At 59.4% G+C, this 20,645-nt stretch carries 20 protein-coding genes, 2 tRNA genes and 1 pseudogene; 6 read left to right on the top strand and 17 right to left on the bottom strand.

Annotated features, from left to right (window positions below; translation table 11 throughout):
- Window positions 1-3 precede the first annotated feature (3 nt).
- Window positions 4-94: transfer RNA gene (locus ORD17_RS00905), tRNA-Ser, on the top strand.
- A gap of 115 nt (window positions 95-209) precedes the next feature.
- Here ORD17_RS00905 and ORD17_RS00900 read toward each other — a convergent pair.
- The 3 genes from ORD17_RS00900 to ORD17_RS00890 all read right to left on the bottom strand — a co-directional run bounded on the left by ORD17_RS00900 (window position 210) and on the right by ORD17_RS00890 (window position 1,164).
- Window positions 210-419 (bottom strand): hypothetical protein, encoded by a 210-nt coding sequence (locus tag ORD17_RS00900; RefSeq protein WP_308389048.1) that lies wholly within the window; start codon window positions 417-419, stop codon window positions 210-212.
- Window positions 419-697, bottom strand: coding sequence for a hypothetical protein (locus ORD17_RS00895; RefSeq protein WP_308389047.1), 279 nt, complete (start codon window positions 695-697; stop codon window positions 419-421). Before ORD17_RS00895 ends, ORD17_RS00900 begins: the two co-directional genes overlap by 1 nt.
- Window positions 698-804: 107 nt before the next feature.
- Window positions 805-1,164, bottom strand: coding sequence for a DUF2237 domain-containing protein (locus ORD17_RS00890; protein WP_308389046.1), 360 nt, complete (start codon window positions 1,162-1,164; stop codon window positions 805-807).
- A gap of 142 nt (window positions 1,165-1,306) precedes the next feature.
- Here ORD17_RS00890 and ORD17_RS00885 point away from each other — a divergent pair, with 142 nt between their 5' ends.
- From ORD17_RS00885 to ORD17_RS00875, 3 genes are all read left to right on the top strand, one after another.
- Window positions 1,307-2,416 carry a cytochrome-c peroxidase gene (locus tag ORD17_RS00885; protein ID WP_308389045.1) on the top strand — a complete coding sequence of 370 codons (1,110 nt, stop codon included), beginning with the start codon at window positions 1,307-1,309 and terminating at the stop codon, window positions 2,414-2,416.
- Window positions 2,417-2,564: 148 nt separating this feature from the next.
- Entirely contained in the window at window positions 2,565-3,215 is a 651-nt protein-coding gene (locus ORD17_RS00880; protein ID WP_308389044.1) for a uracil-DNA glycosylase family protein, read from the top strand.
- 63 nt (window positions 3,216-3,278) lie between these two features.
- Window positions 3,279-3,689, top strand: a complete 411-nt coding sequence (locus tag ORD17_RS00875; protein WP_308389043.1) for a group III truncated hemoglobin — start codon at window positions 3,279-3,281, stop codon at window positions 3,687-3,689.
- Here ORD17_RS00875 and ilvA read toward each other — a convergent pair.
- The 5 genes from ilvA to ORD17_RS00850 form a co-directional block, all read right to left on the bottom strand.
- Window positions 3,660-5,228: a threonine ammonia-lyase, biosynthetic gene (ilvA, locus tag ORD17_RS00870; protein ID WP_308389042.1), complete on the bottom strand. Its 1,569-nt coding sequence runs from the start codon at window positions 5,226-5,228 to the stop codon at window positions 3,660-3,662. The two genes, ORD17_RS00875 and ilvA, sit on opposite strands and share 30 nt — an antisense overlap.
- On the bottom strand, window positions 5,225-5,617 hold the full coding sequence (locus ORD17_RS00865) for a LysR family transcriptional regulator (RefSeq protein WP_308389041.1): 393 nt from the start codon (window positions 5,615-5,617) through the stop codon (window positions 5,225-5,227). The genes ilvA and ORD17_RS00865 overlap by 4 nt, the downstream gene beginning before the upstream one ends.
- Window positions 5,604-6,560 carry an alpha/beta fold hydrolase gene (locus tag ORD17_RS00860; protein ID WP_308389040.1) on the bottom strand — a complete coding sequence of 319 codons (957 nt, stop codon included), beginning with the start codon at window positions 6,558-6,560 and terminating at the stop codon, window positions 5,604-5,606. The genes ORD17_RS00865 and ORD17_RS00860 overlap by 14 nt, the downstream gene beginning before the upstream one ends.
- Complete coding sequence (locus tag ORD17_RS00855) at window positions 6,557-6,766, bottom strand: (2Fe-2S)-binding protein (RefSeq protein ID WP_308389039.1); 210 nt, start codon at window positions 6,764-6,766, stop codon at window positions 6,557-6,559. Before ORD17_RS00855 ends, ORD17_RS00860 begins: the two co-directional genes overlap by 4 nt.
- Window positions 6,767-6,793: 27 nt before the next feature.
- Window positions 6,794-6,878: transfer RNA gene (locus ORD17_RS00850), tRNA-Leu, on the bottom strand.
- A gap of 53 nt (window positions 6,879-6,931) precedes the next feature.
- Between ORD17_RS00850 and ORD17_RS00845 the strand changes: the two genes are divergently transcribed.
- On the top strand, window positions 6,932-7,540 hold the full coding sequence (locus ORD17_RS00845) for a nucleotidyltransferase (RefSeq protein ID WP_308389038.1): 609 nt from the start codon (window positions 6,932-6,934) through the stop codon (window positions 7,538-7,540).
- A gap of 1 nt (window position 7,541) precedes the next feature.
- On the opposite strand, the gene ORD17_RS00840 is transcribed toward ORD17_RS00845, so the two are convergent.
- From ORD17_RS00840 to ORD17_RS00805, 8 genes and pseudogenes are all read right to left on the bottom strand, one after another.
- Window positions 7,542-8,612, bottom strand: coding sequence for an alkene reductase (locus ORD17_RS00840; protein WP_308389037.1), 1,071 nt, complete (start codon window positions 8,610-8,612; stop codon window positions 7,542-7,544).
- Between the two features lie 94 nt (window positions 8,613-8,706).
- Entirely contained in the window at window positions 8,707-9,666 is a 960-nt protein-coding gene (locus ORD17_RS00835; protein WP_308389036.1) for a hypothetical protein, read from the bottom strand.
- A gap of 139 nt (window positions 9,667-9,805) precedes the next feature.
- Window positions 9,806-12,846, bottom strand: a pseudogene (locus tag ORD17_RS00830) (efflux RND transporter permease subunit).
- A complete protein-coding gene (locus ORD17_RS00825; RefSeq protein ID WP_308389035.1) occupies window positions 12,846-13,880 on the bottom strand; it encodes an efflux RND transporter periplasmic adaptor subunit in 1,035 nt (344 codons plus the stop codon). The pseudogene ORD17_RS00830 and the gene ORD17_RS00825 overlap by 1 nt, the downstream one beginning before the upstream one ends.
- On the bottom strand, window positions 13,877-15,217 hold the full coding sequence (locus tag ORD17_RS00820; protein WP_308389034.1) for a TolC family protein: 1,341 nt from the start codon (window positions 15,215-15,217) through the stop codon (window positions 13,877-13,879). The genes ORD17_RS00825 and ORD17_RS00820 overlap by 4 nt, the downstream gene beginning before the upstream one ends.
- Window positions 15,214-16,572: an ATP-binding protein gene (locus ORD17_RS00815; RefSeq protein WP_308389033.1), complete on the bottom strand. Its 1,359-nt coding sequence runs from the start codon at window positions 16,570-16,572 to the stop codon at window positions 15,214-15,216. Before ORD17_RS00815 ends, ORD17_RS00820 begins: the two co-directional genes overlap by 4 nt.
- Window positions 16,569-17,240, bottom strand: a complete 672-nt coding sequence (locus tag ORD17_RS00810) for a response regulator (protein ID WP_308389032.1) — start codon at window positions 17,238-17,240, stop codon at window positions 16,569-16,571. Before ORD17_RS00810 ends, ORD17_RS00815 begins: the two co-directional genes overlap by 4 nt.
- 41 nt (window positions 17,241-17,281) lie before the next feature.
- Window positions 17,282-17,581 carry a PepSY domain-containing protein gene (locus tag ORD17_RS00805; protein WP_308389031.1) on the bottom strand — a complete coding sequence of 100 codons (300 nt, stop codon included), beginning with the start codon at window positions 17,579-17,581 and terminating at the stop codon, window positions 17,282-17,284.
- 164 nt (window positions 17,582-17,745) lie between these two features.
- On the opposite strand from ORD17_RS00805, the gene ORD17_RS00800 reads away from it, so the two are divergent.
- On the top strand, window positions 17,746-19,350 hold the full coding sequence (locus ORD17_RS00800) for a multicopper oxidase domain-containing protein (RefSeq protein WP_308389030.1): 1,605 nt from the start codon (window positions 17,746-17,748) through the stop codon (window positions 19,348-19,350).
- Window positions 19,351-19,353: 3 nt separating this feature from the next.
- Here ORD17_RS00800 and ORD17_RS00795 read toward each other — a convergent pair whose 3' ends face one another.
- On the bottom strand, window positions 19,354-20,385 hold the full coding sequence (locus tag ORD17_RS00795; RefSeq protein WP_308389029.1) for a hypothetical protein: 1,032 nt from the start codon (window positions 20,383-20,385) through the stop codon (window positions 19,354-19,356).
- Window positions 20,386-20,645 lie beyond the last annotated feature (260 nt).

Below are 20,645 nucleotides of genomic sequence, written 5' to 3'. Positions count from 1 at the left end.
TACGGAGAGGTGACCGAGCGGCCGAAGGTGCAGCACTGGAAATGCTGTGTACTCCAAAAGGGTACCGTGGGTTCGAATCCCACCCTCTCCGCCAAACCCACTTGGTACCTGCCCGGGACATTCTTTCGATTTTTTGCATGGCCCGTATCCTTCGGTCTGACATAGGGTTGCCGACATCCCCGAAAGAAGGCTCCGTTTTGGCGACCTTATCACTCCTCGTGTTTCAGACGGGATACGCTGCGGGGGCGCGACGGGTTCGATAAGGCGATTGCCAAGGCCGTTTCCAGGCGAATAACCCGTTCGGTGAGATTCTCGATTTTTTCCTGTTGCTTTTTGACCGTGCCAGCCAAACTCTCCACCCGGTCATTCATCTTGATGACGGTGCTCAGGGCATCCCACATCTTGTCGGCAATCGCCATCAGCGGACTCGTTCGGATTCCATGGCGGCGATCCGCTGTTCGGAGGCCTCGACAAAGGCTAATGCCTCATCGACGGCGGCGTTGGCCTGGGCAGTGGTCTTCCGTATCTGGCCAATCATCCCCTCCAAAATCTCATCCTCTTCGTGCGGACGGAAAGAGGCGGCGGCCCGGCGGAGGAGCTCTCCCATCGACATGTGGGCATCGTGGGCCATCTTGGAAATCAGAGCCTTTTCCTGCGGGGTAACCAGGACCGGGATACGTTCGCTTGCAGTTGCCATGGTCTACTCCTGTCTGTTCATGACCAGCACATGAACATTGTAGAAGGAAAGGAAGGAGAATCAAGTGGGCAGATTGCTGGCGTGCCTGCGGCTGGCCGGGAGCAGACTTACTGGAACGCGTGGGCGAAAAGATCCTCGCGGTGAATGACTTCCAGACAGAGCTTGTCACAGGCGGCAAGAATGACCGGCGGCGCCACGCCTGCCTGGCGCGCCTCCTCCCAGCGCGCAGCACAGAGGCACCAGCGATCTCCGGGACGCAGGCCGGGAAAGTCCCACTCCGGATGCGGGGTGATGAGGTCGTTGCCGCGTTCCAAGGTATAGCGTAGAAAGGCTTCAGTCATGACCGCACAAACCGTATGCGAGCCCAGATCATTTGGGCCACCGCTGCAAAAGCCGTCGCGACGGAAACCGGTGCGGGGATTTTCGCTGCAGGACGCCAAGTCCTCTCCCAGAACATTGCTGCGCATTTTTTCTCCGACTCAGCCGATTACCCTAAGGGTAGCACCATCGTTCCAAAGATGCCCAGTGAGGTAAGGCGGAACTGCCGCTTGTGGGTGATGTCACGAATTTCTATACTGAAGTCCTAAAATCTCAAAAGGGAGCGTTTTTATGGATACCTATTTCTTTATCCGGACTTCATGGCGAAGCTGGCAGACGTTACTTTTCGCTGGTGCCGGTCTTTTGGCTGCGCCCCTAGCGATCGCCGACGGGGCGTTTCCCGCCACGGTGCCAGTCCCTGCCAACAACCCCATGACTCCTGCCAAAATAGAGCTTGGCAAGCAGCTGTATTTCGATCCCCGAATTTCTCTTTCTGGAACCGTGTCCTGCAACAGCTGCCACATGGTGCAAAGTAACGGCAGCGATAATCTTCCTTTGTCCTTTGGCGTATTCGGACGTGTCGATGTCCCGCGTAACACGCCTACGGTATATAACGCCGCCTTCAATACGGTCCAGTTTTGGGATGGGCGGGCCAGCAGTTTGGAGGAGCAGGCGAAAGGACCCATTCTCAATCCGGTGGAGATGGGTATGCCAAACGCGCAAGCGGTGGTCGACGTCTTGCGCAAGATTCCGGGGTATCATGCGCAATTCGCGCAGGTTTTTGGTGGCAAGGAACCGATCACCTTTGACCATGCGGCCGAGGCGATCGCCAGTTTTGAGCGTACACTCGTGACTCCGGATAGCCCCTATGATCGCTTTGTGAACGGCGACAAAAAGGCGCTACACGTGACGGCTCAAGAGGGACTGAAGTTATTCAACTCGGTGGGCTGCGGCACCTGCCACGCAGGACCTATGTTCGACAACCCGGGGCTTCCCATGGGACAGGGTTTCTACCAAAAGTTTCCGGCTCAGCCGCAGAATGCCGCCTGTGCGAAATATGTGCAGAAATATCACCTGCATGGTGATCTGGGACGGTACAACGTGACACATAAGGACGCCGATAAGGAACGGTTCCGAGTGCCGGGCTTGCGTAACGTTGCCCTTACTGCACCCTATTTCAACTACGGCACGGTCCCCAGTCTGCAAGAAGCTGTCCGAGTCATGGCCGCCTGCGAATTGGGCAAAACTCTGACGGATACCCAGACCAAGCAGATCGTGGCCTTCTTGAACGGTTTGACCGGCAAATTTCCGCAAGTGACACTCCCACATTTGCCCCAAACCCCGGATTCCACCTTGCTCATGAAGGTGGCCGATATGGCGAAGGAGATGCAGAAAAAATAGCGTATGGGGCGGCGTGTCGGCCCCGTTCTGAGCGAACGCCGACCTACGCCGCGCCGAGGGGATTGGACTGGAGGGTTCGCTGCTGGCGATTGCCCTGGGAATGCCAATGTAGGATTATGATCGGCTGATCAACAAAGGCGTGTTCCCGATGCAGAACCCTCTTTTTTCCGCCCAAGACCAATATTTGCAGGATGAGGCATTCAGCGATCTGTTGCAGGAATACGGCATCACGATCCTGCAGGATTTTTTGGAGTATCGACCCTATGCCGAGCAGTTTATCCACCAGTACCTTCCCGAGCCCTTACCCCAGACGGTGATCCTGGGCCTCAATCCCGGGCGTTTGGGGGCCGGGTTGACGGGTATCCCTTTCCTTGATTTCCGCAGTCTGGCAAATTTGTTGCCAGATACGCCTTTGCCGCGCAACGATACCGAGCCCTCGGCCAACTTCTTCCATCGGGTGGTACAGAACATAGGCGTTGGGAAGTTCTACCGTGCGTTCTATGTCAGCAATGTTGCCGCGGTGGGCTTTCTGCGCGACGGAAAAAACTGCAATTATCCAGAGCTTCCAGTAGCCGCGCAGCGGGTGGTTGAGGCGCGATTTTTGGCCGAGATGGCGCAGATTCAGCCGAAACGTATCATTGCCTTGGGGCGAGAGGTGGAGGCCGCGGTGCAACGGCTTTTTCCAGATGGGAGCGTGCGGGTCTCTCACCTGCCGCATCCGTCCTGGATCATGACCTACCGCTTGCGGGAGGCGCAGTCGTGGGTACGGCGCTATACGCAAATGCTGCTACAGGGATAGGAGTTGGTTGCCGTTCTTCGGCGGCGTATCATGGCACCCTTCGGATACAGAGAGGAGGCCGCTATGGCTGACGAATTGCCGGTTCTGCCTGCTAAGCGCAAGCTCGAACCGCTCTGCCAAAAAATCGGTCTGCCGACCATTCGCGCCGTGGTGGACGATTTCTACAACCGTATTCAGCACCATCCCACTCTGGCGGAGCCCTTCGCCATTGTTGGCGACTGGACCCTGCATAAGGAACGTCTCACGCATTACTGGTGGACGGTGATGGGGGGCTTGCCCTACCAGGATTTTCGCTATGCCCTGGGCGATAAGCACGCTCCTGTCGGGGTGACCAATGCCTTGGTAGACGACTGGTTACAGCTCTTTCAGGAGACGATGCTCGACCATCTTGATCCGGACCTCGCCAAGCGTTGGTTGGGCCTGGCTAGTGGAATTGGCGAGTCGCTACGGCTGATGTTCGCCCGCGAGGCGTAGACGCGGGGTCTGTTCTCCGCCCTGTCCGAGAAAGAATCGATAGGCGGGATTGTTGGTCTCTTCGGCGTAGGGCAGGCCGAGACGATCGAGCATTTCCCGGAAGGCTGCGGAATCTTCGATCGGCACTTCAAATCCTGCCAGTACGCGGTCGAAATCGACGCCATTGTTGCGGTAATGGAACAGGCTGATGTTCCAGCGCCCGCCGACCTTGTCGAGAAATTCCATGAGGGCGCCGGGGCGCTCGGGAAATTCAAAACGAAAAATGCGCTCGTTACGGGCCTGCACCGCGTGGCCGCCAACCATATGACGAATGTGTAGCTTGGCCATCTCGTCGTCGCTGAGGTCCAGCGCGGTATGTCCCGTATCGCGCAATCCCTGCAGCAGGGTCTCGGCGTCGCTGCGGTCGCGTACGGCAACGCCGACAAAGATCTGCGCCTCGTCGCGATGATGCAAGCGGTAGTTGAATTCGGTGATGACGCGCTGTCCGCCAATGGCAGCACAGAAGGCCTGGAAGGCCCCGGGACGTTCGGGAATGGTAACGGCAAAGAGGGCTTCGCGCGCTTCCCCGATTTCGGCGCGCTCGGCGATGAAACGCAGTCGGTCGAAGTTCATGTTTGCGCCGGAGAGGATGGCCACCCACGCCCCCCGCCCGGCCGGTGCGGGTCCTTCTAGCGCCAGACGCTTCAGTCCGGCAACCGCCAGGGCGCCGGCCGGCTCCATCACCGTACGGGTCTCGTCGAAGACATCTTTGATGGCGGCGCAGATTTCGTCATTGCTGACGCGCACGATCTGATCGACGTACTGACGGCAAAGGGCGAAGGTATGTTCGCCTACCTTGCGCACGGCGACACCATCGGCGAAGATCCCGACCTGTTCCAATTCAATCCGCTCGCCAGCCTGCAGGGACCGATACATGGCGTCGGCCTCGAAGGGTTCGACACCGATGATGCGGATCTCCGGCACGATACTTTTCAGGTAAGCGGCCACGCCAGCGATCAGACCGCCACCCCCCACGGGTACGAATACCGCATCGAGGGCATTTCCGCGTTGACGGAGCAGTTCCGCCCCGACGGTACCCTGACCGGCAATCACCAGGGGGTCGTCGAAGGGGTGGATGAAGACCATGCCGGTTTCGACGATGAGCTGCTGACAGTAGGCCTGCGCGTCGGAATAGCTGTCGCCGTGCAGAATGACCTCAGCACCCAGGGTCTGCACGGCGCGGACCTTGATCTCCGGGGTGGTGCGCGGCATGACGATGCAAGCGCGAATGCCGAGGAACTGGGCGCTGCGGGCGACCCCCTGGGCATGATTGCCGGCACTCGCCGCAATTACGCCCCGCTGGCGTTCCTCGTTGGACAACTGTGCAATCCGGTTGTAGGCCCCGCGTAGTTTGAAGCTGAATACCGGCTGCAGATCTTCGCGTTTGAATAGGACCTCCCGCCCGAGGCGGGCGCTCATTTTGGGCGCAGCTTCGAGTGGCGTCTCACGGGCGACGTCGTAGACCCGACTGCAGAGAATTTCGCGGAGCAGGTCTTTCACTCGGGGGTTCCGTGGCTTGGGGGAAGGGGGCCGTCGGGGCGCAACCACTGGCGGAACTGATCAATGTCCTCTCGCAACACCTCACTGGCCTTCTTTTCCATTGCCTCATAGTGGGCCAGGACTGCTTTGCCCAGATCGGTGAGAAAGGCGCCGCCACCGCGCGTGCCGCCCGTTGCCGTACCCACCAGGGGAGCAACGAAGGAGCGATTCATGGTGTCGACCAGTAGCCAGGCGCGGCGATAGCTCATGTTCATGGCGCGTGCCGCAGCCGAGATCGAGCCCTTTTCCTCGATGCGGTGCAAAAGTTCGGCCTTGCCGGGACCAATGGCGATGGCCTCGGCCAGCAGTATGCGCAAACGCGGCGCGATGACATGACTATGCTTCTGCATCTGGATTCTCTCCCTGAAAAAAACGCAGGATTTGCTCCGGAAGCCAGTCGGTATCTCCGGGAAATCTGCCTTGCACGTAGGCAACATGGCCACCGCGCTGGGTGAAACAGCGATGCACGGCAGGACTGCGTGGCCATTTCGCAACGGCATCCAGAGGTACGATAGGATCATTGCGACTATTGATCAACAGCGTGCGCGTGCGTACCTGTGCAAGACCCGGTCCGGCAGAGCCCTGCTGCCAGTAGCTCATGGCATCGCGAAAGCCATGGACCGGCGCGGTGAAGGCATCGTCAAATGCCCGTAGACTCTTGCTGCGGTGCACGGCCTGCCAATCCACCAGGTCGGGAAATCGCTGGGCATAGCGTCCCATCTGTCGTTTCAGGGTGCGGACAAAATACTGCTCATAGAGGGGGTGAGCAGCGATATGGGCGGCCGTGGCCACCAGATCGACCGGGGCACAGACTGCAGCCGCCGCCGTCAGGCGCTGAGGGTGTCCGGCACCGAGATATTTGAGCAGGGCATTGCCGCCGAGAGACACGCCGACGGCGTAAAGCGGGCGCTGCAACGCCTGCAGCCGCTCGACGATCCAAGCAATTTCCGCGCTATCACCGGCGTGATAGGCGCGTGGGAGGAGATTATCGATGCCGCCGCAACCCCGAAAATTGATGAAACAGCCCGTCCAGCCGAAGCGCTGCAACGCGGCACCGATGGACAGGGCATAGTGTCCTCGACTGCTACTGCCGAGGCCGTGAAAGAGGACCAGCACCGGGCTGTCGCCCTGGCCATCCACCCAGTCGACGGCAATGCGATCTTGATCTGGTGTCGTCCAGATTTCGCGACGCAGGGGTATAGACGCCCTGCGGGAAAAAAACGGCGCCCAGATGGTTTCGAAATCGCCGTTGGGGAGCCAGAATGGAGGGCGAAAGCGGCAGGAGAACGTCAATCTTCGATGTAGGCGTCGTGCGCCCGCAGGTACTGCTCCAGCTCTTCGATGCAGCTACCACAGCCGGAACCACAGCCCGCATGCACCATCAGCAGTTCCATGAAGGGTAGGGGTTGGGCGCGCTGGCGCTCGAGGATTTCCTGAAAAGTGGCCGCCGAGCAACAGCAATAAGGGCTGTCGTCGATTTCCTGCGCTTCTGCTGACATTCTCGCTGCGTCCCTCGATCATCAATGTGGTGCGAAGAGGGAGACTCGAACTCCCACGCCTTGCGGCGCTGGAACCTAAATCCAGTGCGTCTACCAATTCCGCCATCCTCGCGTCTGCGTTATCTTATCCCCTAGGGCCCTCCCGGACAACGACGGAGTCGAAAAATGGCTAAGTCCCCACAACGCTTGCGTCAGTTATTGGCAGTGGAGGCGGCTCGCATCATGGTGGACGAAGCCGTGGGCGATTTTCGCAGCGCCAAGGAGAAGGCCGCACGCCGGCTGGGCGTCCATGCCCAGCAACACTGGCCGAGCAACATCGAGATCCACAGTGAGCTGCAGGCGCGATTGCAGCTCTTCCATGCGGACACCCAGCCCCAGGTCTTGCGCCATTTGCGGGAAATCGCCCTGCATGCGATGGAGTGGCTGCAGGCGTTTCAACCGCGCCTGGTGGGACCGGTCTGGGAGGGGGATGCGACGGAGAATAGCAAAATTACCCTGCATCTGTTTGCCGATGCCCCGGAAAGTGTGGTGTTTTTCCTTCTCGATGCCCAAGTCGACTACGAAGAGGGTTGGCAGCGCCTGCGCTTTGGCGACGCCAGCGCCGTGGATTACCCCACTTTTTTGTTGGAGCTTGAAGGTGTGCCCCTGCGCCTGGTGGTCTTCGCTCTGGACGAAGACCGCCGCAGCCCGGCTTCGGCGCGCGATGGGAAACCCTTGCCGCGGGGCAGCATCGCGCAGCTACAGCGATTGTTGGCCGCAGAAAGTCCCCGCTGATTCAGCCGGCCAGGGTTGGATAATCGGTGTAGCCTTCCGGTCCTGGGGTATAAAAGGTGTTGGGGTTGGGCTGGTTGAGCGGGGCGCCGCGGCGAATACGCGCGGGTAAATCGGGATTGGCGAGAAAGGCAGTGCCGAAAGCCACGGCGTCCGCTTTGCCCTCGGCTATGGTCCTCTGTGCCTCCTCTGGAGTATATCCCATGTTGACCACGAGCGTGCCGCGATAGTGTTGACGCACAGGAGTCAGCACATCGCCCGTCTGCTTCCCGTAAAAATCGGCACGCATGAGGTGGAGATAGGCGAGGTTCCGTTCATTGAGGGAAGTCGCCAGCCAGGCAGAGAGTCCCACAGGATCGCTATCCTTCATGTCATTGAAACTGTTGAGTGGTGACAGACGCACGCCGACGCGGTTCGCCCCTATGGCTGTACTTACAGCGTCCAGAACCTCGAAAAGGAAGCGGGCGCGGTTTTCCCGACTGCCCCCGTAAGGCCCCTCACGATGGTTGCTCCCGTCGCGCAGGAATTCATCGATCAGGTAGCCGTTGGCCGCATGGACTTCGACCATGTCGAATCCGGCCGTTCTGGCATTGCGGGCCGCCTGCGCAAAGCCTGCGATGATGGCTGGGATTTCGTCGTCCGATAGCGCGCGTGGCAGGGTATAGCCCTGTTTCCCCTTGGGCGTGTAGACCTCTTCATTGGCAATGGCGATGGCACTCGGTGCTACCGGGATCGCGCCATGGTTGAGATCGGGATGGCAGGCACGCCCACCATGCCAGATTTGCAAGGCAATTTTTCCACCGGCCTGGTGCACGGCATCGGTCACTTTGCGCCAGCCGGCGATCTGCTCAGCGGAATAGATGCCCGGTTCGTGCCAGAACGCCGAATTCCCGGGCAAAATCATGGTCGCTTCGGCGATGATCAGGCCAGCGCTCGCCCGTTGGGCATAGTATTCGGCCATGAGCGGTGTGGGCACGTGTTCGCCTTCGGCACGGCAGCGAGTGAGGGGAGCCATCCATATTCGATTGTCAAGTTCGATGGCGCCCAACGTCAGGGGAGAGAATAGGTCCGTCATACTTGCTCCTCAGCTGGATCAACTGCAGAGAATGGTACCGACCGGTCAGTCTGTTTGCAACTCCACCGATATCGGTATCAGCCTTCCGCGCCGTTCATCGGTTAGGCTTATGTGGCCGGAAATAGACCCACGCCGCCAGAAACAAAAACGCGAAGATATAGATGTTGGTGGTGCCAAGGACATCGCCTTTGTTGGCAGTGCTTCCCGGCGCATAGGGTGCACCCCAACCCTCGGCGGTGGTCCAGACGCCAAAGCTGTAGGCGATGCCGACGGGAATGATCCAGCGCAGCTGCTTGCCACCCACCAACAGAAATAGGGCGATCACGCTTTCCACCAGCGCGGCGAAAACGCCGAAGAGAAAAGGACCCACGGCGTTGATGATATGGATGAAAAAGGTGATATAAGCGGCAATCCATGCCGGCTCACCGGGAAGGGCCTGCTGCAGGTAGCTGACGGCGTTGTGCAGGAAAAATGGCTGCCACTTCCAGAAGGCATCGAAGGCCCAGAGCAGACCAAAAAGTATGCGTGCGGTGTGCATGGCTGCCGGGGAAAGACGCCCAGGGCGTGTGCCAGACAGACTCCAGCAGTCCCAGGAGCGACTGGCGATGACAAACACAAAAACCAGCGCATAGATGATGGCAGTGCCCGGATCTGTGGCGCCTTGGGTGTAGGGGCCGCCAAAGCCGCCGACGGTGCTCCACAGCCAGAGGTTGTAGAACACCCCGACGTAAGCCAGGAAGGGTAGCAACAGTCCGGTGATCAGGCTGACGGCCAGAATTGCGTCGAGCACGATGGTGATCCAGGCGACCAGGTTCGGGCCAATACTGGCAACCACGGATGCCATCCAATGTCCGTAGGCCATAACCCAAGCGGATTGCCCGCTGACCCAGTCAGCACTGAAGGTATCCAAAAAATGCGCACGGTATGCGGGACTGAGCTGCAGGGCGGCGTTGATCAGCCAGACGCATCCAAAAAGGATGCGCACCACAGCGAAGGCGCGTTGTTGCGGAGAATACTCGGCAATCGTGGGTGCTGCAGTAGTTGCGGTAGTCATTGGTGAACTCCTTGTGCTGCTGAGAATAAAGCGCTTTCATCAGACCGCAGATCGACGGCGCGCCCCGCCATTCTTCGTCTGCGGCAAAGCGTGAAGGTCTGGAAACTGCTCCAGCCAATTGGTATTCATCTATCGATCGTCATTCATAACTCCGGGAGTTACGCCGCGGTAGAATCCTCTGCAGGGTGGCATAGATTCCCGGCATCACCAAGAGCACCAAGGGAATTTCGGCGAGTAGGCCGGAGATGATGGCGACGGCCAGCGGAGCCTGCATTTGTGCGCCAGCGCCAATCCCCAGGGCCAGGGGTAGCAGGGCGAGAATGGCGATGATGGCGGTCATGAGGACCGGGCGTAGGCGTGCGGCGCCAGCCCGCACGAGTTCTTCCGGATGATGGTTGCGCAGCTCTGCAAAGTAGAAGATCGCCGTCTCGGTGACGATGCCGACGATCATGGTCATACCGATCATGGCGGTGAGATTGCGCTCGGTACCCGTCAGCCACAAACCGACGAATACCGCCCCCAGGGCCAGCAGCGCGGTAATCAGGATACTGAACACGATAGCAAAGTTTTCGTAGAGAAAGAGGAGCAGCGCCGCAACGAGCAAAATTGCTGCCAGCAGTACCAAGGCCAGATCATGCATGGCCTGCTGCTGTTCCTGATAGAGACCGCCGTATTCCAGGTATACCCCGTGTGGTAGTGGGAGTTTGGAGAGATGTTGCTGAATTTGCGCGAGGACCGTACCCATGGCGTAGCCGTTATCGATGCGCGCGGTAACGGCGATCATCGGTTGCAGATTTTCCGCATCCAGCTCCGCCTGGCCTGCTTGGATGGAGATCGTGGCCACCTGATCGAGAAAAAAGGTCTGCCCGCTGGGCGCAATCAGCGGCAGGTGGCGCAGCTGATCGATCCGCTGGGAGAGGTCTTGCGGGGCGCGCAGACGCACACCGATCATTTCCTCGCCGTGCGGAATTTGGGTGACTACCTGCCCCTGCAGCAGGGTGCGCAGCTGTTGGGTGACTTCGGCGGGTGTCATACCCGCAATGGCCCGTGCACGCAGGGGATCGACGTGGATGTCGATGGCATCCCCGGCAATGGTAATGCCGTCAAAGGCCTCGGTGACCCCGGGAACCCCCTTGATCGTCCGGGTGATCTGCCGCGCAATGGGTTCCAATTCTCGGGGGTGATTGCCAAAGATCTTGATTTCTATGGGTTGTGGAACGGCGGTCAGGTCGCCGATCAGGTCTTCCATGAGCTGACCGGTTTCCACTCGTAAGCCTGGCACCTGATTCTCGATCTGCGCCCGCACACTATCCATGACCTGCCAGATGTTGCGTTTGCGCTGGGTCTTGAGACGGATGAAAAAGTCGCCGGTATTGGCCTCGGTAATCCCGCCACCCAACTGCAGTCCAGTGCGTCGCGAGTAGTCGGCGACTTCGGGTGTCTGTGCCAGAATCTGCTGTACCTGATCCAGCAGGCGATCGGTCTCCGCGAGGGAAGTCCCCGGGGGGCGCGATAGTCCAGCACAAAGCCACCCTCGTCCATGGGGGGCAGAAAGCCGCTGCCCACCTGGGTGTAGGACCATCCGGACAGGGCGACCAGCAAGCCCACGGAAAGCAGGAGCCACCCGGGTTTTTGCAGGAAACGGGCGAGCAACTGCCGGTAGCGCTCGGTGGCCCAGCGCTGCAGCGATCCCTGATGCTCGGCCCGGTCGGCGTCTTTCTGCCGGAGCAGCAATTGCGCCAATACCGGAACGGCGAGAAAGGCAACTAGAAAGGAAATGAGTAGGGCAGCGGCAATGGCGATGGCCAGGGCCTGGAAAAATGCGCCCGTCACCCCTGATAGAAAGGCCAGCGGAAGAAAAATGATCAGCGTCGCCGCCGAAGAGCCGGCCAAGGGGATGCTGAGTTCCTGCGCCAGATGCAGGATCGACCAGTCTTTGCGCTCTTCGCTGATGCGCCGCATCAGGTGTTCGAGCATGACGACCACGTCATCCACCACCAGGCCGACCGCTGCCGCCATACCGCCCAGGGTCATGATGTTGAAACTCTGATGCAGTACGTAAAGGACCAACGCACTGGCGATCAACACGCTGGGCAAGGTGATGGCGACGATCAGGGTAAGGCGCAGATTACGGAGAAAGGCGAAGAGCACCAGGGCGGCGAGGAGGGCGCCGATGATGATCGCATCGCGCACGCTGCCGGCAGCGGCGGTGATGAGTTGGCTCTGATCGTACCAGGTGCTGATCTTCACGCCCGGGGGTAGCGAGGCTGCACTGCTGCGCAAAAGTTTGCGCAGGGCCTGGTCGATGGCGACGGTGTTACCGCCTGGTTGCTGCAAGATGTTGAGGAGCACGGCGTTCTTGCCGTTGGCGGTGACTGTGGTCCACGCGGGACGCGTGCCCTGCTTGATCTTGGCCACATCGGCGAGATCGACAATGCCTTCGGGACCGCTTTTGAGGATGGTCTTGCCGATTTCGTCGCCATTGACCAAGTGGCTCGTGCTGAGGATCTGATACAGGCGGTAGTGGCGTTGGCTGCGCCCCACTGCCTCGATGATATTCGCACCCGCCAGGGCCTTTTCGACGTCGACATAGGATAGACCGTAATGTTGCAGGAGCCAGGGATCGACGGAGACCTCAAACTCTTCCTGGGCGCCGCCCTGTACCGTCACTTGCGCGACCCCAGGGATGCTCAACAGGCGTGGGCGTAGTTGATAGTAAGCGACGCGTCGCAACGCCACGGGATCCAGCTGCGCGGAGGTCAGGGCCAAGCCCAGAATCGGATCCACGGTCGGATCCATGCGGCGCGCATGAAACTGGGTACCAGCGGGGAGTTTGGGCAGCTCCTGATTGATGGCGGCCTCGACCTGCAGGAGGGCGTTTTGCATGTCACTACCCCAGGCGAATTGCACCGAGATATCTGCCGCGCCCCGCGCCGTGGTCGAACGGATCTTGCGTACCCCGGGTACCGCACGCAGGGCCTGTTCCAGGGGCAGGGTCAGGGCGATCTGGGTCTGGCCAATGGGCATATTGCCGGCATCTACCGAGACTTCGATGCGCGGAAAGGAGACTTGTGGGAAGAGTGCGACCGGCAGTTTCTGCGCCGCCAGCAGACCACCGAGGGTGAGCAGCAGGAGCAAAAAGAGGAGGAAACGACGGTGTCGGAGCAGCCAGTCACCCATCAGGATTTCCCCTCCAGACGCAGGGACATGCCTTCCTGTAATTCATAGTTTCCCAGGCTCACGACCGCCTCGCCGGCGTGGAGCCCGTGCCGTACCTCGATCCATTTCCCCTCCTGCCAGCCGGTTTCGATCCAGCGCTTTTGCGCGATACCGTGCGCATCGACGAAGCAATAGGACCGTCCATGCTCGCGCAGGACAGCGGAGTCGGGAATGGCCAGGGACTGCTGCTGGGCAAGGGTGATCTCGCCACTGAGCAGGGTGCCGGGAAGGGCTTGGGCGTCCGCCGGTAAGGGTACGATTACCCCGGCAAGACGCGTGTTCGGATCGACTTGCGCCAGGACCTGTTGCACCTTGGCGGACCAGGATCGCCCACGATCTTCCAGGCTGCGCAAGACGACCTTGGCTCCCGGATGCACCTCGGCGAGATCTTGCGGCTCCACACCGAGGGCGACAACGCGCGCCGACGCAGGGTTGATGGTGAGAAAGGATTGCCCCGCCGCGACGGTATTGCCCGCCTGGACCGGGACGGCGGTAATGACGCCGGCGATGGGGGCGCGAATGGCGCCTCCCTGTAAGGACTGTTGGCGCTGCTCCAGGCTCTGCAGTAGTGCCTTGGCTTTGGCGAGATTTTGGGCCGCGCTCTGCACCTGGGCATTGGTGGCCAGCTGCCGTTGCCGCAGATCGCTTTGGCGCTGCCATTCGTTCTGTGCAAATCGCAGATCGATTTTTGCCTGTTCCACCTGCAGTTGCTCGGCGGGCGAGGCGCTGAGGCGCAGTAGTAGCTGTCCTTTCCGTACCTTTTCCCCAGGAACCACCAAGACCTGTTGCACGACACTTTCACAACGTGCGCTGAGCAGGTGGGCCGCCTGGCTGGCAAAGGCTACGGTGCCATAGGCGCGCAAAGTGTGGGTGAAGAGCCTGCTCTGCACCGGGCTGATCTGCACCAGCGCCGAGGGCGCGGCGTTGCCCGCCAGAGATGCAAGCCCAACCAGGGCGGTGAGGGCAGTGAGTTGCAGCGCACGCTGCCAGTTCATGGGGCTTTTCTCCATTTTTCCCAGGGAATGCCAACGGCCAGTTCCAGGGCGGCCTGATCTTCTGTAGCCGCCCCTTCCAGGCTCAGGAGTTGCAATTTTTTGTCGAGCAGCTGGCTGCGGACGCTTTCATATTCGACGAGGGTCGCGTTGTGCTCCGCTACCGCCTGGCGCAAAACCTTTTCCGCCTGCGCGAGCGCTGGCAATTGGCTGCGCAAGAGGGTGATCTCCGGGCGCAAACGCTGCAGGTCCTGCACCAGGCTCGCAATGTCCGCGCGTGTCTGAAAAAGCCGGGCGCTATAGGCGGCGTGCAATTCGGCGCGGGTTGCCTCGCTCTGCCGGATGGCTGCGCGATTGCGGTTCCAGAGTGGTAGGTCGAAGGTGATGCTCGGCCCCCAGGTCTGCACGTTGGAGGTGTCGGCGGCGTGGTTGACACCAATGCTGAAGCCCGGGTATTGACCAAGGATGGCGCGCCGAACCTGAGCCTCTTGGGCGTCGTACCCGGCACGCAGCGCCGCCAAATCGAGACGATGCTGTAGTGCCTCGCGCACGAGCTCCTTCTCGGGGGGCAGTTTCGCCAGGCTTCGTGGCGCCGCCAAGTTGAGGTGGAAGCTGGGAGGTAGTCCCAACTGTGCATTGAGTTCTTGTTGAGTTTTGGCCACCTGACGGCGCAGTGCCAGTTCGCGATCCCGACTGTCCACATAGGCAATCTGGCGCAGGGCATGGTTGGGCAGGGTCGTATCCCCGGCGCGGAGATTCTCCGATGATTTCTGGTAAAGTTCCTCGCTGATCTGCGTCGCGGCGGCGGCAATGGATTCCTGCTCCTGCAGAAAATAGAGTTTGCGCGCCAGAATGCGGACCTGATTGGCCAGCAGCCATTCCTGCCAGGCCACGTCATAGCGGACGGAACGAGCCTGCGCACGGGCGATGGCAAGATTGGCAGAACGGGTGAAGAGGCTAGCCAGACTCCACTGCAGACCCAAGCTGTAGGCAGAATAGTAGCCGGGAGTGGTCGGCAGATCGGCACTGAGGGAAAGCTGTGGATCGGGTAGCAACCCTGCGGCGAAGACCTGCGCATTCGCAACTCCCAGCTTGGCGCGGGTAGCACGCAGTTGCGGATTGAGCAGGATAGCGATTTGCGCCAGTGCCGTGCCCGACAGGGGGGCATGAAGATTGATTGCGTCAGTGTGGAGATGATTTCCAGCGTTGGCCGCGGCGAGTGCCTCGCTGAGGCTCTTGGGCTGCGGGATCTGCGTGGACAGTGGCAGCGGATGGTAGCTGGCGCAAGCACTGAGCAGCAGCATCCCCGTGGCAAGCGATAGAGAACGTGCTCCTCTCATGCGACACCGGCTGGGGGCATTCCGGCTAAGGGCTGGCGGTACTGAAACAGCAGCCCTCGACCTGCGTGACCATCGCGCAATTCGATGCTGCCGCCCAGCCGCCTGGCGGCGGCGGCAACAATGGCCAGCCCAAGGCCAGTGCCTTCGCCCTCGGCATCCGCGGCGCGATGGAAGGGGGAGAAGATCAGCTCACGTTGGGCGGGGGGGATACCCGGACCTTCGTCCTCAATCTCCAGTTGCAACGTGTCCTCGTGTGCCTGCACTCGTACTGCTACCAGACTCTTGGCTGGCGCGTAACGTAGCGCATTGTCCAGAACATTGCTGATCAGTACACGTAGCGCGAGGGCTTCGGTGTAAAGGGGCAAAGGGCCAGAGGGCATCTGCAATTCGAGATCGATGCCCTTGCTTTCCGCTACTGGAAGGCGATCCCCAAGGATTTCCCGCAGCAATTCGCCAAGTTCGATGCTTTCCCGCTTTTCCGTGCCGGCAAGTTGGCGCTCGAGGGTGAGCAGTTGATCGAGGAGATGGCGACTGCGTGCCAGACCCGCGTCTACCTGCTGCAATCGCTGCCTGCAGCTATCCCAGCTGGCGGCGCGTTCGGCATTTTCGACCTGCAAGGAGAGGGCAGCCAGGGGCGTGCGCAATTCATGGGCGGCGTCGGCAATGAAGCGGCGCTCCGTCTGCATCAGATCGGCAACCCGTTGCAGCAACTCTTGGATGGCGAGCCAGAAGGGCAACAGCTCGCGCGGCACCGGGGTGCTTGGCAGACGGATTTGTGCCTTGTCCGGCTGTAGTGCCGACAATTCCCGTGCCAGGCGGCGCAGAGGACGAAACACGGAATAGACCTGCCAGCGCAGGGCAAGAAGGACGATCGGCAGCAGCAATAGGATCGGCCAGATGCTCTGCTGTGCCCCGTCCCAGGCGGCTTCCTGTAGTACCGAGATGGGCTGGGCGACGGCAAGGCGATCGCCGCTAGGCAACGCAGCAAGGAATACCCGCCAGTGCTCTCCCTTTGCCTGCAGATGATGAAAGCCGGGTTTCCACTTCGAAGGGATCGGCAGCGCATCATTATTCTGATCGATGCCAACCCGCTCCACGATCACCCTACCAAACTCTTCGTCGTGATCGATATGATTTTGCTTGTGCCGAAACCAAGGCGCACGCAGATCGTGCTGGGGCAGATGGGCCGGATCGACCCATTGGGCGATTTCGGCCAGGGTCGCATCTTGCAGGTGTTTGGCGTCTTCGTAGGCCAAACCGTAGTCTACGGCGGCGGCAATGACCCCGCCGAGGATGAGCCAAAAGCTCAAGGTCCAGAAGAGACGCCGCTGCAGCGAAGGAGCCGCAGTGCTCATCCGTACTTCTCTACCAGCCAGCCGGCACCGCGCAGGTTCTTGATGGCGTCGCTGCCCAATTTTTTGCGCAGGCCATGGATGAGGAAGTCGATACTGTTGCTCTCCACCTCTTCGCCCCAGCCGTAGATGCGCGTCTCCAGCTCTTCCCGGCTGAGGATGCGTCCGGGTTTCTGCAGTAGGGCGCTGAGCAGGGCAAACTCCCGGCGCCCCAGGCGTTGTCGCTGGGATTCTGCTCCTTCCCGCCAGGCCTCGTGGCTGCTCGGATCGAGATGAATCTTGCCATTGCTGAGCAGAACTTGCCCACTGCCACCTTGCCGTCGCTGCAAAACGCGCAGGCGGGCCAGCAGCTCCCTGCTCGAAAAGGGTTTGATCAGGTAGTCGTCGGCACCGGTATCGAGGCCTTCGATACGGGTCTCGACGGCGTCCCGGGCGCTAAGAATAAGTACGGGAATCGCGCTTCCCTGGGCGCGCAAGGCACGCAAGAGATCCAGACCCTCCCCATCGGGAAGACCGAGATCTAGGAGCAAGACTTCGTGCTCAGGAGGGGTGAGGGCGGCACCCGCGGCCCGGGCGCTACGCACCCAGTCCACCGCGTGACCACCCTCGCGCAGGGCAAGGACGAGGGCCTCTCCCAGCATTTCGTCATCTTCTACCAACAAGAGTCGCATTGGCCTTGATTGCCCTCGTCAACCGTACAGACGCCTGTTACTCAATCCTTGCCGTTGTCGATGGAGTTTTCCAGGACCTTGCCCGTGACCGCGTCCACTCCCACTTCGTGGGTTACCGTACCACGTTGAATATCGAAAGAGTAACGCAGGCCGCTACCGCCGGCCTCCTTCTCTAGTTCCACGTCGGTAATCTTGCCTGGGAAGGCCTTGCTGGCAATCGCTTTAGCCTCGGTCAGACTCACCTTAGCCTCCTTACTGTACTGCTCGCCCTTGAACGCGAGTGCGGAACCACTGGCAACCAGACCCACGAGAACCAACCCAATGATGATCTGCTTTTTCACGCTACCCTCCAACATTTCCGAGAACGCCCCATGCGTTCACGGTGCAGAGTGTGCAGCAGGAGTATTAGCTAGCAATTAGTCGGGAAAACGACAGTTGACTTTCTACTTCTTTCAAGTGTTATGGTGGACCTATCGCCACGTTTCTCAACTCATAGGGTGTCAACATGTCGAAAGAACCCCTTTTCCCGCTTTCTCGTAGGCAGTTTCTGACCCTTGGTGGCGGTGGTCTGCTGAGTCTGACTGCCCTTGTGGCCCTTGGCAAGAAAAACATGGAGGGGATGCGGATGTCCGCTCCGTCCGCGGCGCTACCGAAACCGCACTTTTCTGCGCCCTTACCCATTCCGCCGCAGTATACGGGTCATCTGGCCGCTGATGGCGTGCGGGAATTCCACTTACGGATTGGTGCGGGAACGAGCCAGCTCTGCTCTGGTTTGCACACGCCTACCTGGGGCTACAATGGCGGGCTTCTGGGGCCGGCATTGCTGATTCCCCGTCATCAGCCGGTGCGCCTCTGGGTGCATAATACCCTTGCGGAGAGCACCACGACCCACTGGCATGGCGCCCACGTGCCGGGCAGTATGGACGGAGGGCCGCAGAGCCTGATTCTTCCAGGAAAGGTCTGGCGCTACGAATATCAGCTTGCGCAGCCTGAAGCAACGCTTTGGTATCACCCGCACCCCGCCTCCCGCACTGGTCCCCATATCTATGCCGGCCTAGCCGGTTTGTATCTGGTGCAGGACGGTACCGACGCGGCTCTCGGGTTGCCACGTGACTGGGGTGTCGATGACATTCCGGTGATCGTACAGGATCGCTTGCTAGACGACTCTGGAACTTTGCAGTACATGCCAATGGCCATGGATGTGATGGGCATGAAAGGCAATCGTTTCCTGATCAACGGTAGGGAATCGCCGGTTCTGGAGGCGCCCGCCCAATGGCTGCGGCTGCGACTGCTCAATGCCTCCAACGCTCGCCTCTACAATTTTGCCTTTTCCGAAGATCGCGAATTTTACGTTATTGCCAGTGATGCGGGCTATCTGGCGGCACCAGTCGCCGTACAGCGCTTGCTTCTCGCGCCGGCGGAGCGAGCGGAAATCCTGATCGATTTGCGTCGTCTGGCCGGGAAAGAGCTCTACCTTCGCAGTGATTCCGGGAGTGTGGTCCCTGCCTTGAGTCTGCGGCCCATGGACAGCGACCAGTATGATCGCAGTAACTTCCCTCTCTTGGCCATTCGTGTGCGCCCGGCGCAGCAGCCCGGAGGGACGTTGCCAGAGCAATTGGTAGATATTCCGCGTTTGCGCCCCGATGCACCTGCGCGTCGTTTTGTACTGCGGGGCATGGCGATGCGCCAGGACATGCCCGAATTGCGCAAAGCGATGCAGCAGGTCCGCTATGCTGGCCCGGGGGGAATGTCATTGGGAATTGGGGGGGAGCCCTTGTTCTCAATCAATGGCGCTAGCATGAATATGTCAGTGATCAACGAGCGATTACGACTCGGAAGCACGGAGATCTGGGAAATAATAAATCAAGCCGAAATGGCGCACACGTTCCATGTGCATGGGACATCCTTTCAGATTCTCGCGCGCGATGGTGCACCTCCTCCGGCGACGGAGCGTGGGTGGAAGGACACCCTGCTCATCCGCCGCGAGGAAACAGTGCGTTTCATTGCCCATTTTGGCCAGAAAGCCACTGAGGAATTTCCGTACATGTACCACTGTCACATGTTGGAGCACGAGGACAACGGCATGATGGGGCAATTCACCGTTACCTAAAACTCAAGGTTTGGACGAGATTGGTCGATAGACGAATATTGTGTGATCCATCCCTGCATAGGCATAGATTTCGTGGGTTTGGGGATTGACTGCACCGGTGTGGGTGCTGAGGTATCCAGTTTTGACAAAACCCACGAGTTGCAGGGTCTTGGCGTTATACACGTTGAATCCCTTGCCTTTGCTCTCGAAGGCGTAAATCAATTGATATTTGGGATCGAGGGCAACCTCATCGATTCCTGCTTTGGAGGGCAGGCGTTTGATGATTTTCAGGTTGCTGGCGTTTAGGACGAGAATGCCGCCCTTCGTGGTACCGACCCACAGATCGCCGGTTTTTTCGTCATATACCTGACCCTTGGTGTGCGAGCTTTCTCCCACCGATCCCGGCAGCGCGGTATTTACCTTGGCGATGATCTTGTTGGTTTTTAGATCGATGGTCTCTTCCCAGGAGTCATCAGGAATGTAGAGAAGATTCGCCTTGGCGCGCAGCACGCCGACATCTGGGCCGCTGCCAGATGTGGGGTAGAGCGGAATTTGGCCCAGGTACACCGGTTTTTCCCCAAGGCTGTAGATATCGATCCAGTTGCTATCGTTCATCACGACGTACAAACGATGGTTTTTTTCATTGGCATAGATGGCATCGGGAGTTAATCCGACGGGATGGAAATGATACACGACTTTCCAATTCTGCTTGGAAACGACATAAATCTGATCGTCTGGATGACCATGGGATTTGGCATTAGATGTCCAATAGACGTAGTTTTTATCCCAAGACATTCCCGAGGGATTCTCTATCCCGCCCTGAATGATATGGGAAATGTTATGGGTCTTGGTGTTGATGACGGCGCCACCGCTACGGGCCATGGAGGCGTAGATTTGTTGGTTACCGGGGTCATAACGAAGTAGGTCGCCATGGCCATCGACCGTAGGCAAGGTGATTTTTTTCACTAGGGCAAAGTTGACAGAATCGGCCATGGAGCTCAATGGGAGCAGAACAAGGGCAACGGCGATGCCACGACGGAGCAGAGAGAGTTTCATTGGGTATCCTTTGCAATGTAGCGGGTGGCGAAACGATAGCAGGCAAGATGGCCCTGGTCCATGCCATTGGCTATACATCTGGGTGCCGAACGATTCCTAATTTTTTGCTAATTGATGGGCGCTAAATTCGCGCGGAAGCAGCGGATAGAAAAACTCGCAGCAACAATTGACTGTCACAAAAAGTTCATAAAAGGTTCATAAAATTGTAATAATAATGTGCTAGCTTCTCTCGTGTTTGGTTGTTGTACGACCAAATGGTT

Source organism: Acidithiobacillus sp. AMEEHan (genome assembly GCF_030996345.1).
Lineage (GTDB): Bacteria > Pseudomonadota > Gammaproteobacteria > Acidithiobacillales > Acidithiobacillaceae > Igneacidithiobacillus.
Note: the sequence above shows the minus strand (reverse complement) of the source record. Positions and strands in the feature narration are given on the sequence as shown.

What these genes read in the sequence shown, in the direction of transcription:
- ORD17_RS00835 (WP_308389036.1), bottom strand. Translation starts at nt 9,666, where the DNA reads ATGACTACCGCAACTACTGCAGCACCCACGATTGCCGAGTATTCTCCG.
- ORD17_RS00800 (WP_308389030.1), top strand. Translation starts at nt 17,746, where the DNA reads ATGTCGAAAGAACCCCTTTTCCCGCTTTCTCGTAGGCAGTTTCTGACC.
- ORD17_RS00895 (WP_308389047.1), bottom strand. Translation starts at nt 697, where the DNA reads ATGGCAACTGCAAGCGAACGTATCCCGGTCCTGGTTACCCCGCAGGAA.
- ORD17_RS00885 (WP_308389045.1), top strand. Translation starts at nt 1,307, where the DNA reads ATGGATACCTATTTCTTTATCCGGACTTCATGGCGAAGCTGGCAGACG.
- ORD17_RS00890 (WP_308389046.1), bottom strand. Translation starts at nt 1,164, where the DNA reads ATGCGCAGCAATGTTCTGGGAGAGGACTTGGCGTCCTGCAGCGAAAAT.
- ORD17_RS00880 (WP_308389044.1), top strand. Translation starts at nt 2,565, where the DNA reads ATGCAGAACCCTCTTTTTTCCGCCCAAGACCAATATTTGCAGGATGAG.
- ORD17_RS00840 (WP_308389037.1), bottom strand. Translation starts at nt 8,612, where the DNA reads ATGACGGACCTATTCTCTCCCCTGACGTTGGGCGCCATCGAACTTGAC.
- ORD17_RS00820 (WP_308389034.1), bottom strand. Translation starts at nt 15,217, where the DNA reads ATGAGAGGAGCACGTTCTCTATCGCTTGCCACGGGGATGCTGCTGCTC.
- ORD17_RS00825 (WP_308389035.1), bottom strand. Translation starts at nt 13,880, where the DNA reads ATGAACTGGCAGCGTGCGCTGCAACTCACTGCCCTCACCGCCCTGGTT.
- ORD17_RS00900 (WP_308389048.1), bottom strand. Translation starts at nt 419, where the DNA reads ATGGCGATTGCCGACAAGATGTGGGATGCCCTGAGCACCGTCATCAAG.
- ORD17_RS00875 (WP_308389043.1), top strand. Translation starts at nt 3,279, where the DNA reads ATGGCTGACGAATTGCCGGTTCTGCCTGCTAAGCGCAAGCTCGAACCG.
- ORD17_RS00795 (WP_308389029.1), bottom strand. Translation starts at nt 20,385, where the DNA reads ATGAAACTCTCTCTGCTCCGTCGTGGCATCGCCGTTGCCCTTGTTCTG.
- ORD17_RS00855 (WP_308389039.1), bottom strand. Translation starts at nt 6,766, where the DNA reads ATGTCAGCAGAAGCGCAGGAAATCGACGACAGCCCTTATTGCTGTTGC.
- ORD17_RS00845 (WP_308389038.1), top strand. Translation starts at nt 6,932, where the DNA reads ATGGCTAAGTCCCCACAACGCTTGCGTCAGTTATTGGCAGTGGAGGCG.
- ORD17_RS00865 (WP_308389041.1), bottom strand. Translation starts at nt 5,617, where the DNA reads ATGCAGAAGCATAGTCATGTCATCGCGCCGCGTTTGCGCATACTGCTG.
- ORD17_RS00815 (WP_308389033.1), bottom strand. Translation starts at nt 16,572, where the DNA reads ATGAGCACTGCGGCTCCTTCGCTGCAGCGGCGTCTCTTCTGGACCTTG.
- ORD17_RS00810 (WP_308389032.1), bottom strand. Translation starts at nt 17,240, where the DNA reads ATGCGACTCTTGTTGGTAGAAGATGACGAAATGCTGGGAGAGGCCCTC.